Source organism: Nostoc sp. TCL26-01 (genome assembly GCF_013393945.1).
Classification (GTDB): domain Bacteria; phylum Cyanobacteriota; class Cyanobacteriia; order Cyanobacteriales; family Nostocaceae; genus Trichormus.
Genome location: NZ_CP040297.1, coordinates 6,262,365 through 6,277,264 on the forward strand (window position 1 = coordinate 6,262,365; position 14,900 = coordinate 6,277,264).

General features: G+C 42.6%; 11 protein-coding genes. 4 read left to right on the top strand and 7 right to left on the bottom strand.

The features are described from left to right. Positions 1 to 3: 3 nt before the first annotated feature. Entirely contained in the window at positions 4 to 399 is a 396-nt protein-coding gene (locus tag FD725_RS27085; RefSeq protein WP_179050984.1) for a DUF6508 domain-containing protein, read from the bottom strand. Between the two features lie 330 nt (positions 400 to 729). Between FD725_RS27085 and cobO the strand changes: the two genes are divergently transcribed. Beyond that, on the top strand, positions 730 to 1,413 hold the full coding sequence (gene cobO / locus FD725_RS27090) for a cob(I)yrinic acid a,c-diamide adenosyltransferase (RefSeq protein ID WP_179051718.1): 684 nt from the start codon (positions 730 to 732) through the stop codon (positions 1,411 to 1,413). Here cobO and FD725_RS27095 read toward each other — a convergent pair. Both FD725_RS27095 and FD725_RS27100 read right to left on the bottom strand, forming a co-directional pair. Further along, complete coding sequence (locus tag FD725_RS27095) at positions 1,410 to 3,509, bottom strand: serine/threonine-protein kinase (RefSeq protein ID WP_179050985.1); 2,100 nt, start codon at positions 3,507 to 3,509, stop codon at positions 1,410 to 1,412. The genes cobO and FD725_RS27095 overlap by 4 nt on opposite strands. A 174-nt stretch (positions 3,510 to 3,683) precedes the next feature. Further along, on the bottom strand, positions 3,684 to 5,375 hold the full coding sequence (locus tag FD725_RS27100) for a serine/threonine-protein kinase (RefSeq protein WP_179050986.1): 1,692 nt from the start codon (positions 5,373 to 5,375) through the stop codon (positions 3,684 to 3,686). 215 nt (positions 5,376 to 5,590) lie between these two features. Between FD725_RS27100 and FD725_RS27105 the strand changes: the two genes are divergently transcribed. After that, entirely contained in the window at positions 5,591 to 7,072 is a 1,482-nt protein-coding gene (locus FD725_RS27105) for a phenylacetate--CoA ligase family protein (protein ID WP_179050987.1), read from the top strand. Between the two features lie 34 nt (positions 7,073 to 7,106). Here FD725_RS27105 and FD725_RS27110 read toward each other — a convergent pair whose 3' ends face one another. Then, positions 7,107 to 8,063, bottom strand: a complete 957-nt coding sequence (locus FD725_RS27110) for an alpha/beta fold hydrolase (RefSeq protein WP_179050988.1) — start codon at positions 8,061 to 8,063, stop codon at positions 7,107 to 7,109. A gap of 749 nt (positions 8,064 to 8,812) precedes the next feature. Between FD725_RS27110 and FD725_RS27115 the strand changes: the two genes are divergently transcribed. Together FD725_RS27115 and FD725_RS27120 are read left to right on the top strand one after the other, a co-directional pair. Next, complete coding sequence (locus FD725_RS27115; RefSeq protein WP_179050989.1) at positions 8,813 to 10,888, top strand: pentapeptide repeat-containing protein; 2,076 nt, start codon at positions 8,813 to 8,815, stop codon at positions 10,886 to 10,888. Positions 10,889 to 11,069: 181 nt separating this feature from the next. Continuing rightward, positions 11,070 to 11,954 (top strand): shikimate dehydrogenase, encoded by an 885-nt coding sequence (locus FD725_RS27120; protein WP_256871781.1) that lies wholly within the window; start codon positions 11,070 to 11,072, stop codon positions 11,952 to 11,954. Positions 11,955 to 12,056: 102 nt separating this feature from the next. On the opposite strand, the gene FD725_RS27125 is transcribed toward FD725_RS27120, so the two are convergent. The 3 genes from FD725_RS27125 to FD725_RS27135 form a co-directional block, all read right to left on the bottom strand. Continuing rightward, a complete protein-coding gene (locus tag FD725_RS27125) occupies positions 12,057 to 12,686 on the bottom strand; it encodes a cupin domain-containing protein (RefSeq protein WP_256871782.1) in 630 nt (209 codons plus the stop codon). 33 nt (positions 12,687 to 12,719) lie between these two features. Beyond that, positions 12,720 to 13,292, bottom strand: coding sequence for a sigma-70 family RNA polymerase sigma factor (locus tag FD725_RS27130; protein WP_179050990.1), 573 nt, complete (start codon positions 13,290 to 13,292; stop codon positions 12,720 to 12,722). A gap of 177 nt (positions 13,293 to 13,469) precedes the next feature. Beyond that, positions 13,470 to 14,642 (bottom strand): alpha/beta hydrolase, encoded by a 1,173-nt coding sequence (locus FD725_RS27135; RefSeq protein ID WP_179050991.1) that lies wholly within the window; start codon positions 14,640 to 14,642, stop codon positions 13,470 to 13,472. Between the last annotated feature and the right edge of the window lie 258 nt (positions 14,643 to 14,900).

Here is a 14,900-nt window from a genome sequence, read left to right on the forward strand (position 1 = left end):
TTTTCAGATGAAAGTCGTACGGATTACTTGCAATCTTTGCAAGATTGTCAGAAAGTGACCATTATCGATCATTTTTGCCAAATGACCACTACAAAAACGTTCTTGGCGAACGTGATAACTGCATAATTTCTGTATTGTAGAAATATCAGCTAGATTTAGTCTTTTTGGATCAGTTACAAAACTCATAGCTTCACTTCGCCAAGTTAGCCAATCAAAGGGAATCACGAAGTTTTCTTGGCTGAGTGCGGTGATAAATATATTGAATTCTGGAGAATAGTGATAGGGGTCTAAAGTTAATGGTTCAATGTTTATCGCATATAATTGCGCATCTTGACTGGAAAATAATGTTAAGAATGTGAGGATTTTATCAATATTTTTCAGTGTAATTTGATTAGACATGAATAACACACAAATAAACTGAATCTAACAAGATATCAGGTTAGAAAAACTAGCAGTTAACCAACTAAATCTTGAACGCCACATTTCTATAGGACTCGTAAGTAGTCGCACAAAATTAAATTCATTTGTGGAAGAGAGGGAACAGGTTACAGGTTACAGGTTACAGGAAGACGATATGTGTAATTAATTTTGTTTAGGTACTTATTTGATTTTTGACAAAACTCACTACAACTCAAGAAACTTCTAACCTATCACCTATCACCTATCCCCTATCCCCTATCCCCTATTCCTATCAGTTGTAACATTTATTTTCTTCTCCTGATGACTTTAATGACAAACGATACACCAGAAGCATTAGAATCAGATAAGGAAATTGAGCGTTTGATTGATGAAATAATGACATCAACCCAAAACCTTTCTGATGAGCAATACCGTCAAAAAATGCAGCGCCGCAAGGAAGTACAAGAGCGCCGCATAGCACAAGCCGTACCCGAAAAAGGATTAATTATTGTTAACACGGGTAACGGTAAAGGTAAAACTACAGCAGCATTAGGTATGGTATTGAGATCGCTTGGTCATGGGTATAAGGTAGCGATCGTGCAATTCATCAAAGGCTCGTGGGAACCCTCGGAAAAAACAGTGTTTAGCCATTGGGAAGATCAAATCGAGTTTCACGCAATGGGGGAAGGCTTTACTTGGGAAACCCAAGACCGCGATCGCGATCTTGACAAAGCCCAAGCCGCATGGGATAAATCATTAGAATTCATCCGCGACCCAAATTTTCAGCTAGTACTGTTAGATGAAATTAATATTGCCTTGAAAATGGGTTATCTGCAAGTCGAGGATGTACTAGCGGGTTTAGCACAAAAACCAGCGACTAAACACGTGATCCTCACTGGTAGAGGCGCACCAGCCGCACTGATTGAGCGTGCAGATTTAGTCACAGAAATGACTCTGATTAAGCACCCTTTTCGGGATCAAAATATTAAAGCACAGCCAGGAATTGAATATTAATTCGTAGGTGTCGGGATGGGGGTAGGTGATTCTGTGGGTGATTCTGTGGGGGTTGGTGTGGGTGTGCTAGTTTCTGTGGGTGTGGGTGTCAGTTCTGGTGGTGGGGTGGGATTTTCGACTGTGAGAGTCAGTTGATAATCTGCGGTTGCGGATGCAGTGGAGACGACAACGAACTCGTAGAAGCCTGATTCCGGGAGTTGAACGGATAAACTGCGTTCAGATGAATCTTCTAAAAAGATGATTTTGCCAGAGGGTGAGTAAACTGAGAGTAGAACTTTAGGATTAGCTTGGAGTGTGAGTTCTAAAGATTGGTCTTGAGCTAAATCAGCAATAAAAACTTTACCATTAGTCGGTTTAAGAGTACCACTGACTGTTTTGCTTGTCGCACCTGAGTCAAAAACAATCTTTTGGAAAGCGCTACCTGCTTGAATAGCACTGAGTTTATCACTGACAAAGGCGTGCCAAATTTGCCCGATGGGTTGATCAATAAAATTTTTACCTTTTTCTTGGGGAAAAGCTTTGAAGAAAGGCGCATCGCCTAAATCGTATAAAGAACGACTACCCACATTGATTTGGTTAACTTCCACCTTCCACTGATCGCGTTCTGCGGCAGTGTAAGTACCTAGTTGTCGGCGCGCTTTGGTACTCAGTGGTGTCAGTTTATCTAGCAAATCACTGGCTGTTTGATCCCATTGCGCCCGCAAACTCTCATCTTCTACACCATCGCTGAGAGTACGTCCGCGTAAACTGGGGTTTTTGTCCCAGAATATTTCATTGACTAAATTAATATAAAAGTTACCATCTATCCCCAACTGTTGACGGCGATCGCTTAATCTTTGTTTACGTCGTCGTTCCTCTGGGGAGTACTTATCTAGGGGATTGGTGGGTTGAGTAATAGTTGGGGTGGGGGTGGGTGTAGGATTAACAGTGATAGGGTTGCGATCGCCTTGATTAAGTCCCCACAAAACTAACCCAGCCGTACTAGTTAATACTAATGCGGTGACGAAAATTTTTGTTGGTGTCCACCAAGTTTTTTGTGGGGGAGGTAAGGGAGGTGGGGGAGTTGGAGAGACAGCAACCGTTCCCGATGTTGGTTCTGGGGTATAGATGGGGGGTTGAGTCGGGGGATAACTTACTGGTGCGGGGTTGAGTGCTTGCAAAACTTGTTGGGCTGACTGATAGCGATCGCCCGGTCTAGGAGCTAACATTTTATCTAGTACTTGTCCTAACATTTGGCTCACACTAACTTCTCGCCGCCATTGCCAAGACAGATTATAATTATCGATTAATTCTTGGGGTTGCTTACCTGTGAGTAAAACCAATGCTGTCACAGCCAAAGCATACAAATCACTGTGGGGAGACACCGAACCCGTTTGCATTTGTTCTGGGGGTGCAAATCCGATCTTACCTAGTAAGGTAGCAGCTGGAGGAGATGCGGATACACCGGGTTGATAATATTGAGAAGCAACAACAGCGACAACCTGCTTGACACCACCAAAGTCAATTAATACTGGTAATTGGTCAGAATTGCGGAGAATTAAATTATCTGGGGAGATATCCCGATGAATTACACCCAGAGAGTGAATATATTCTAAAACAGGCAAAATTTGCTGCAACAGTTGCTTAACTTCAGCTTCTGTAAACCGCAAACCATGCTTAATTCTTTCATTTAATAAATAACTATAATTCTGTCCTTCTACATAATCTTGGACGAGAAATAAATATTCTTTACCTGCGATATTGACGCGGAATAATTCTCGAAACCTGGGGATTTGGGGATGCTGTAACTTGTAGAGAACACTAGCTTCCCGTTGAAACAATTCCTCTGCCTTTTGTAAAACATAGGCTGTTTGCACTTGGGGTGAAAACTCTTTTAAAACACAAAGTTCCCGGAAACGATTCACATCTTCAGCCAGATAAGTACGTCCAAATCCTCCTTGTCCAACTTGACGTACAATTAAATAGCGATCGCCTAAAATTAACCCTGGTTGAATACTCCCACCGAGATAATTATCCACTAAATTTTCCCCACACTTCAGGCAAAAACGACTTCCAGGGGAATTTTCATGCCCTTTTGAACAATATAAATTGGTCATTGGTCAATAGTCATTAGTCAATGGTCATTGGTCAATGGTCATTAGTCATTAGTCAGTACTCTCCAACTTCCGACTCATCACTCAGCACGCGGCTCATCGCCCCGCTACCGCTAACAGCACTCAGCACTCAGCACTCCCTCACTCAGCACTCAGCACTCATTACTCACTACTCCTTCATTTCTTTGACTTAGCTTTACTCACTTGATCAGATGCGATCGCATACCAGATTTGACCGAAGGTTTGTTGATTCAGTTTCCCACGCTGTTGACCAGGAAACAACCGATCAAACTTTTCGTTAGTGTCTTTATTTATTTGACTAATTGTGTAATTTCCCAGTTGTCCAGAACGTGCTTGTCGTCTCCATTTTTCATAATCTTTTTGAGTATAGTTACCTAGTTTTTGGCGAGCTGCTGTACTGAGGTTGGCTTGCTCTATTTTATTTAAAAAATCTCCGGCGACAACGTACCATTCATCTCTTAAACCAGCATCTTCTGGCTTAGATGTGAGGCTGCGTCCTTTTAACTCTGGTTTTTGAGCATAAAATAAACTATCTACTGTCTGTGTAAAAAATCCTTCGGGAATTTCTAGCTGTTGACGACGAGAGAGAACTTCGCTACTAGTATTTTTATTTTTGTCACTGACTGGTTTAGCAAAAGGATTAGGTAAGGATGGGATTTGGGGTAAAGAAATTGATGGTGGAGTGATAGAAGAGACACTCCGCACCACAGAAGTTACCAAAGCCCAAGTACCCGCACCAGTTAAAATCACTAAAGCTGTTCCCCCTAGACTGACAGCAAAAGGACGTAGCCACATAGGCATAGGTAACTTTTGTGATACAGCTTTTGTGCGGTGATGAATTTTGCTGACAGCAGCGATAGCTTTACCCCCAGGGGCAACCACCATCGTTTTAATCTTGGTAAGATGAGTACTTGGTGCTTTAGTCACCGATGTCGAGGGTAAATCTTGCAGAACTTGAGTAGCATTTTGATAGCGATCGCTCGGTTTATATGCCAGCATCTTTTTTAACACCGACTCTAACTTAATGCTGACATTAATTTCCTTCCCCCAGCGCCAGATACCTTGATAGGTGTCGTATAGTTTTTGTGGTTCTTTCCCTGTGAGTAAGACTAACGCCGTCACCGCCAACGAGTACAAATCACTGTTGATAAATACCTGTCCTTGGCGAATTTGTTCTTCTGGTGCGTAACCTTTTTTACCGAGCAAAGTATTATTCCCAGCCAATTTAGTGAACCAAAAACCTTGAGAAGCTGGTAATTGTTTCACACCCCCAAAATCAATCAAGACAGGTAAATTATCAGCACGCCGCCAAATCAAATTATCAGGAGAGATATCACGATGCACTACATCTAGAGAGTGAATATAAGATAAAACAGGTAAAATCTGTTCTAGCAGAGTAATAATTTCCTCTTCAGTAAAAGTCTTACCCTGACTTTGACGCTTTTCTAATATTTGATAAAAATTATCGCCCTCTACATAGTCTTGTACTAATAAAAATAAATCTTTACTGCCAATCTTCACTTGTAAGGAGGTATGAAAACGGGGAATCTGGGGATGTTGGAGTTTTTTCAGGACATTGGCTTCCCGTTCAAACAATTCCTGCGCTTTTTGTAAATCTTGTTGTTGTTCTATTTGCGGTGCAAATTCTTTCAACACACAAGTTTGATTAGCTTTTTTTATATCTTCTGCTAAATAAGTCCGCCCAAAGCCACCCTGCCCCAACTGATGTATGATGCGATAACGATTATCCACAACTTGCCCAACACCCAAAGGCATAGGTTCACCACAGTGGATACAAAAACGATTACTGCCATTATTGGCGTGTTGCTTACTGCAATAGACTTGCATGGTGCTGTAGGTATAGATGGGGGTTTTTATAAATTACTACAACTGATGTAGTGTCATTTACGAAATCTAAGGAGTGATGAGTGCTGAGTTCTGAGTGCTGAGTAGGGAGTGAGGGAATGAGAGAGTGCTGAGTTCTGAGTGAGGGAGTGCTGACCAATAAATGACCAATGACTAATGACTATTGACCATTGACCATTGACTATTGACTATTGACTATGAAAAAAATAATTCAGGCTTGGGAAGATTTTGTATCTACCCCTTTAGAAAGTTTGCTAGAACAGCATCTCAATACTTCTAGTGAATCAACCGTTTTGAGTTTGTTTCATGATGTCGCAGCTAGCGTACCTGCTTACAAAGCTTTTTTGGCCCAGAGACAGATTAATCCTCATGCTATTCAAACTTTAGAAGATTTTCAGAGATTACCAGCGATCGCTAAAGAAAATTACATTTCCCATTATCCTTTAACTGACTTGTGCCGCAATGGACAGTTATCAGATTGTGATATGATAGCTGCCTCCTCTGGTTCTACAGGTAAACCCACATTTTGGCCTCGCTTCTTCACCGATGAGTTGCAAATAGCCACCCGCTTTGAGCAAATTTTTCACGATAGTTTTTTTACTGACACCAGACGCACCCTCGCAGTAATTTGTTTCACTCTAGGTACTTGGGTAGGGGGAATGTTTACTACTAGCTGCTGTCGCTATCTGGCGAGTAAAGGTTATCCCATCACTGTAATTACACCGGGGAACAATAAAGAAGAAATCTTGCGCGTCGTACAAGAACTTGGGAGAAATTTTGAGCAGGTAATACTCTTGGGATATCCACCATTCCTCAAAGATGTGATTGATACAGGTGTTGCGCGTGGTGTGGAGTGGCAACGCTATCAAATTAAACTGGTGATGGCGGGTGAGGTATTTAGTGAAGAATGGCGGAGTTTAGTTGGGGAAAGAATGGGTTCCCAAAATCCCTGCTACGATTCAGCATCACTCTATGGTACAGCCGACGCAGGTGTGTTGGGAAATGAAACGCCTTTAAGTATTTGCATTCGTCGTTTTTTGTCTCAAAATCCCGAAGCAGCCAAAGCTTTATTTGGTGAATCTCGCTTACCTACACTTGTACAGTATGACCCAGTGAGCCGCTTTTTTGAAATCGAAGATCATCAACTACTATTTTCCGGCAATAACGGCATTCCTTTAATTCGTTACAACATCTTAGACACTGGCGGCATCATTACCTATGATGCCATGCTCCAGTTTTTATCCAACTGGGGATTTAACCCATTAGCAACCCTGACTTCCAGAGGTGTACATAAGTTACCCTTCGTCTACGTTTTCGGACGTTCTAATTTTACCGTCTCCTATTTTGGCGCGAATATCTATCCAGAAAATGTGACTGTCGGTTTAGAACAACCAGTGATTCAAGAATGGGTAACTGGTAAATTTGTCTTACAAGTCAAAGAAGATGCTGACAAAAACAGATTTTTATCTGTGGTTGTGGAATTAGCACCAGGAATAGAAGAGAGTGAAGATAAGCGCCAAACCATAGCATCATCAATTCTCACCCAACTATTGCGACTAAATAGTGAGTTTGCCAACTACGTTCCCCCAGAATACCAAATGCCACAGGTAGCCTTAGCACCAATGGGCGATCGCGAATATTTTCCCATAGGTGTGAAGCATCGTTACACACGTAGATAGTTAAATGAAGAGTGCTGTGTAGCTACAAATATTCTTAACCGAGTAGTATTGACCCCCTAATTCCTGACAATACCCAATCTCGTAAAAGTGGATTAACTTGATCTGGGACTTCATCATGAGGACAATGACCAGCCTTGAGAAAATGTTCTGTTAATTGAGGATAATATAACCGAAACTTTTGCGATCGCTCTCTCGCATTCATCCAAGGATCAGCCTCTCCCCATAATAGCAATAAAGGACAAGTTAATTGTTTCAATAACACATCAACTTTCTCGCCTTGGGGTGTGCTAAAAACAGAAACAAATACATCTAAAGCACCCGCATCGTAAGCAGGACGAGCAATTTCTGCTACTAATTGATCTGTGATAGCAGTTTTATCTAAATAAACTTTTTCTAAAGTTCGCCGAATTACCCAACCTTGTCGCACATATTGAAATAACAAAAACTGTGCGAAGGGTTGCCCAAACATCCACTTCACACCATCACCCAGAAGTTTTTGTAAAGCTGAGGGTTGTTTGGGTGGCTGAATTTGTGACTGTAAAGCTTCTGGTTCCGATGTCGGTTGAGTGACGCTAAATGGCCCAGCACTATTGAGTAACACCACACCAGCCACACTATCAGGATGTTGGGCGGCGACACACAAACAAGCATAACCCCCCAGAGAGTTACCCGCTAAAACTGCTTTGTGACCAATTACTTCACTAATAAAATCATGTATCTGGTCGCGCCACAAATCCCCACCATACTGCAATTTAGGTTTAGCCGAACGTCCAAACCCCAAAAGATCGATCGCAAATACTTCAAAATCATCACACAATCCTGTGATATTCTTACGCCAGTGATCTGTAGAAGCACCAAATCCATGTACCAACAGCAGTGGCGGACATTTCCCTTCTCTTTTCCCCGCACGAACATAATAAATTTTATGCCCTCGCCACTGCCAATATTGTCCTGGAATAGGAGTTGTCGAGGGGGCTGTAATTACTGACATATTTTAAAGAAATGTTAAGTATCTTTTGATAATTGTAATGTAGGGAAGGAGAGAATCAATTCAAAATTCGTCTTGAAAAGTTTGCCGGGCGGGGGAAACCCCCCTCCGGGTTCACCAGTCCCCTACGGTGGGAAACCCGGCTACAAGGCTGGATTCACCGCACGCAACTTTCCGCAAAATTCAAAATTCAAAATTAGACAATAAATCCTTACAGCGTTTCTCAGTTAAGTGAAGTACATAATTTTTAGTCAACAGAGGCTACCCGCATTTCTCACAAGCAGTAGGGGCGGGTTAACAGATATGCTGACATGATTCACCAATATCTCACTTAACCCGCCCCTACGATCTCTGGACTAGACAGGTGTACTTCATCGGCATGAAAATCGCTGTATCTCATGAATGAGTCTTAAATACTCACGAGCAAGTATCAGAATCTCGTAAATGAGTCTTGAATACTCACAAGCAAATATCAGAATCTCGTGAATGAGTCTTGAATACTCGTGAGCAGGTATCAGAATCTCGTGAGTGAGTTTTAAATACTCGTGAGCAAATATCAAAATCTCATGAATGAGTCTTGAATACTCACAAGCAAGTATCAGAATCTCGTGAGTGAGTTTTTGAACCTCAGCGATGAGTCTTGAATACTTGACGATGAGTATTTGAGCCTCAATTAACAAATATATCTAACCATTTCTGAATTTACAGGTTAAAGCGTGTAGTAGAATTTGCTCAACCCCGTAAAATTACACATGGCTTTAGACTTTTCCGGTCAAAATCTCCGAGGACGCAACTTTAAGGGTAGACAAGACCTTGTAGGTGCAAACTTTAGCTATGCCGATATTCGAGGCGCAAACTTTAGCGGTGCTAATTTGACGGGTGCAAAATTCAGTCACGCCAAAGCAGGACTGCAACGCCGTTGGGAAATTGGTTTATTTCTTGTCTCGTTCTTATTGTCAGGACTGTCGGGATTCCTCTGGGCTATGAATGGTTACATAGTGTGGCTGATAGTTAACTCATCCAATCAAGAGAACCAGATCATCGGTTGGGTTGCTTTAATCATGTTGATTCCCTTCTTCTTCCTAACCATTCGGCAAGGATTAACATCTGGTTTAGGATATCTCGCCGTCGCCGTCGCCGTCGCCGTCGCCGTCGTCACCGTCACCAACTCCGGAGCCAGAGCCTTTGCCGTTGCCGGAACCGGAGCCGTCGCCTTTGCTGGAGCCGTCGCCTTCGCTGGAGCCGGAGCCTTCGCTTTCGCTGGAGCTTTCGTCTTCACCGTCGTCGGAGCTGTCGCTGGAGCTGTCGCCGGAGCCTTCGCCGTCTCCGTCGCCGAAGCCGTCGCCGAAGCCGTCCTCGGAGACGTGGGAGCTGTCGGCGGAGCCTTCGTCTTCACCGTCGCCGGATCTGGAGCCTTCGCCTTCGCCGGAATACTATTGAACATTTACATCGCTTGGCAAGCGATGAAAGGAAACGAGAAATATTCTCTAATTCGTAATGTTTCCATTGCCTTCGCAGCTACTGGTGGTACAAGCTTTCGTAACACTAACTTAACCAATGCTGATTTCTCCCAAGCCACGCTCAAAAGTACAGACTTCCGCAACGCTGTCCTTACTCGTACTCGTTGGCATCAAGTTAAAATGCTTGACCGTGTTCGCCCAGGTTCAACTTATCTGCAAAACTCACAAGTACGTCAACTGCTAACTACAGGACAAGGACAAGACAAAAACTTCGACCGTCAAAACCTACGGGGTATCAACTTACAATCAACAAACTTAGCAGATGCTAGCTTCATTGGCGCTGACCTCAGTGAAGCAAATTTGCAAGATGCGGATTTATCCAGAGCCAAACTCAAACAAACCCAACTAGACGCAACTGATTTAACAGGTGCAACCCTCACGGGTGCATTCATTGAAGACTGGGGAATCACAAATACAACTAAATTACAGGGTGTGAGGTGTGAATATGTCTTCATGCGCTTACCCACCAAAACCAACCCCGATCCCCTCCGCAAACCAGATAATCACCAAGAAGTATTCCAAGACGGAGACTTTGCCGACTTTATTCAACCAATTTTTGACACCCTCGATCTTTACCATAATCAAGGCGTTGACCCCCGCGCCATTGCCATTGCTTTTAAAAACCTCGCAGCCAACCATCCCGAAGCCGAGTTAGAAATTGTGGCAATGGAGAAACGCGGCGATGATAAATTCTTACTCCGTGCCAAAACTGCGGAAGGAATTGATAAATCTCAACTGAGTGCAGAATATTTTGATGACTATAATCAACTCAAAGCTTTGTCTCAGAGTCAGCAATTACGATTGGAAGAAAAAGATAGTTATATTCGTGATTTAACAAATATGGTGAATACTGCTCTCAAGCAGCCCAAATATCATATAGAAGGAGATAACAAAGTGTCAGATATTAGCGGCATCAATATTCAAGGCAGTACAAATGTTAGCGGTATTGCTGGCAGTGGTTCTATTGCTAATCTGGGAACAATTAGCGGTAATGTTAATATTGCCATTAATCAGTTACCTGATTCTTCAGATAGTGACCAACCAGGAATTAAAGAATTACTCACACAATTACAAGCGGCAATTTCCCAGTCCTCAGATTTATCTGATGAAGACAAAGCCGAGGCTTTAGCACAGGTAAAAGCTTTAGCACAAGCCGGGAATAATCCTCAAGAACCCACCAAGCAAAAGACGGCAAAGACAGCCCTCACGATGTTAAAAGGGATATTCTCTGGCTTACCCACTGTTGCTAATTTGCTGGAATCAGCTAACAAACTATTACCGACAATTTCTCAACTATTCGGTTTGTAATAATTTCCTTAAGTAGTAGCCAGTAGGGTGCGTTATGGCAACGCTTAACGCACCGAGAAACATGGTGCGTTACGGCTCATTTTTACTTTCTCAAACTCCCAAATTCTTGCACAGCCGTAACACACCCTACCTTTGATTAATGACCATTGACCATTGACTAATGACCATTGACTAATGACCAATGACTAACAACATGATAACTGGCAAAACTAAACTATTAGGAGTAATTGGATATCCGGTGGAACATTCGCTTTCACCGGTCATGCACAATGCCGCAATCGCTCAACTAGGATTAGACTATACCTATATTCCTTTCCCCATTGAACCAGATAAATTAGAAATAGCGATCGCTGGCTTGGCGGCTGTTGGTGTTATCGGTTTTAATGTGACAATTCCTCACAAACAAACAATCATTCCCCTCCTGGCAGAAATTACTCCCTTGGCGCAAACTATAGGTGCAGTTAATACAGTTAGCCGTCAAAATCAGCAATGGGTGGGAACGAATACAGACATAGAAGGATTTATTGCTCCTTTGCAAACCACCTACAAACAAGATTGGAGTGAGAAAATAGCAGTCATTTTAGGGAATGGAGGCGCAGCTAGGGCTGTAGTTGCAGGTTGTCAGCAATTGGGCTTTGCCGAAATTCATGTAGTAGGGCGGAATTTCCCAAAGTTAGAAGAATTTCGCCGCAGTTGGGAAAATTCACCCATAGCTGAAATTTTAGAAACCCATACATGGGATGATTTGTCAAGACTCATCCCGCAAACTCACCTGTTAGTGAATACAACACCCATCGGGATGTATCCCAAAGTCGATGAATCACCTGTGAATGCAGATGAAATGGCAAATTTATCCACAGGTGCGATCGCATATGATTTGATCTATATTCCTCAACCAACAAAATTTCTCCAACAGGCGAAACAACAAGGAGCAATTGCCATTGACGGCTTAGAAATGCTAGTTCAGCAAGGAGTTGCCGCTTTAAAAATCTGGTTGCAGCAAGACAATATACCCGTAGATATCATGCGCCAAGCCTTGCAAAAGCACCTGGGTTTAAACTTGTAGAGGACTTCCAGAAAATAAAATATTCAATGGGTGAGAGCAAATATGATCATGGGATTTTTCCTCCCCTGCTTCCCCTGCTCACCAAAGCGATTGTATATTTTTTTAGTTGGAAGTCACTAGGCTGGGGATTCTCTGGGGATATTCATCATCCATTGAGGTGTGAAAAAAGAACATACAGCCACTATTAGTATGAGGGCTATGGACTGAACCTGGTTCAGAACGGATGTAATCACCTGGCCCGTAAACCTGATTGTCAACTACCAAGTCGCCTGAGAGGAGATAAATTTCTTCAATCGCTGCATGACGGTGAATAGGATAATAGACACCAGCTTCAGCACGGAATACACCGATAATTTCGCGCTTGACTTCATCAGTGTGTATGATAGCGATAGAGACACCGGGAGTGTCATGAGGTTGCCAATTTAACTCTTGCGATCGCACGGCAAAAAATGGCGAGTCAGGGATAGGATGATCTACAGCTTGAGGTTCAGGATTGTCTAATTCTAGACGTGCAAATAAGCGATTTTTTAGGTCTATAGCAATGGGGACATGAGGAGTATCGTAGGCAATAGCTGTCACCGCAGACTGATATTCGGCTAACTCTTCGGCTAATTCTGGACATTCTGCTAATTTCTGTTCTACCCAAATTTGCTCTCGTTCATCTAATAAGTCGAGGGCATAAAGGGGAGCTAACTCACAAAAGCAGTAGTTTTCAGTGTTGATGTGCGTCATTAGCGTTTAGTATAACTTCCTACTCTCCAGTTGTTACCAGTCTTGCTCACTATTGAGAATAGACTTCAACTTGTTTAATCCTAACCGAATTCTCGTTTTGACTGTACCTAGCGATATGCCAGTCTTGGTGGCAATTTGACTCTGAGTTAGCCCTTGATAATATGCTAATTCAATCACCAGTTTTTGTTCAGTGGGTAGATTTTTTATCGCTGTCATCACTCGACTACGACGTTCCGCAATTACGACTTCCTCAAACAAATTGACGTTATCAGCTTTGGGTTGAATCTCGGCTGCATCCATAGACAGAGTATTAGCTGGAGAAGTTCGTTGTAATTTCCGTAGACGATCCAGAATACGACTGCGTGCTAAGGTAAATAACCAAGTGTCAACTCTGCCTTTTTGAGTGTCGTAGCGTTCAGCAATCCGCCAAACCTGAGCAAACACATCTAAAACCACCTCTTCACTTTCTTCGACAGATTGCAGACTTTTGAAAGCGATCGCATAGATAATTTTGGCATAGCGATCGTAAAGAGCAGATAGCGCTGATTGGTCACGCTGGGCAATTTTAGTTAAAAGTGAAACATCAGCAGTAGGTAAACTCTCCATTCAGAGACTTGATGATAGCGATCAGTACATAACTCGGAGTATAGCCACCTTTTGATTACTTTCCAAGCGTTCTGATATCAAGTTCTAATCAAAGAAAGTAAAATCAGGGTTTTAACCCGCGTAGGCGGGTTTTGTCTGTGTAGCTGCGACTTACAGTCGCTTAGTACAAAATATGACCTACTCTCCATCCCTCAATGCCCATGCTAAAAAACGCTCAATATGATACAAAGCGATTTGATTACCCATACCGTTAAATACTGCATCAAAGGAGTGTTCTGCCCAGGGGATTTTCAGGAAGATAGCTTTGTTACCTGTCGCCTGTAAACGCTGATATAGTTGCTGTCCGAAGATGGATTTTACTAGATGATCGCGATCGCCATATATAAGTAGTGTCGGTGGTAGATTGGGTTTAACATGATTAATCGGTGATGCCTCTTGATAGAGTGTGGGTACTTGCTCTGGAGAACCGCCTAACAAGGCTTGTAAAACAGCTTTGGTATTGATGGGATCAGGTGATGGCGGATCTGTATATCCTTGAAGTAAGTTTGTCGGAGCATAGTAATTAATGACAGCGCGAATGGGGATATTATTTAACTGATATGCTGCCAACGTTGCTAAATGCCCTCCAGATGACCAACCAATGACAGCAATCCGTGTTGGGTCAATTTCGTAAGTTTCTGCCTGTTGAATCATGAATTGCAAAGCTGCTGCCACATCTTGTAGTTGGGCAGGAAAGCGATAACGAGGAGCATGACGATAATCAATAGCAACTACAGTATATCCCTGAGCCGCAATGTAGCTGTTAAATCTGGCATTTTGTGTTGGTTTACCCCTCTGCCATGCACCGCCGTAAATAGCAGCGATCGCTGGATAACGTCCTGTTACCATAGGTTGATAAATCTCTAAACTTAGGGGTGTACCGTCAGCAGCCGCAAAGGTGTGGCTAGACTGGCGGACTTTGGGTTTTGCCAATCCCGTAAATAAGTCAGCTAAGACAAAGGGACGAGGGCGCATTTTGGCTTGTAAATCAGCCGGAATTTGCCAATTTCCTAATACAGCTTGCATTTGCGTCTGTGCCTGTTGGATAGTAGTTGGCAGTTGCCATAGGGGAATGCAACTCAGAATTAGGGCGAGCAAACTACAACTGACTGCTATGCGACTGAGCAGAAAATATTTAGACTGAGAAAATGATAATAATAGAGCGATTGAGTTACCAATGATCAATATGGGGCTAATTTCTGGGCTACCTACAGCTAGCGGTAACAAAGTAAAATTCGGAGCCGGAATAACAATCCAAATACTCAAGAATAGCCCGATAAAACTGAGAATTAGTCCTAACCACAATTTCATATATAGGAATCCTATTTTGTATAAGAATACGCTGTGACTGGCTACTTGGATCTCAACAGAGGCGATCGCCAGTAGATTGTGGTGATAGTCAGAGCAATTAGCGTCACTAACAAGGAAACAGTAAATTTGCTCCCTTTCTAATATTAAATAAAGATTAAATTAATACTAATTAACTCATATCAGACAACGGATTTAAATACTGAAACCCTTGATCAGAAGTCGATTTAGCGATAATCTCTTACAGATTGCTACATGGTA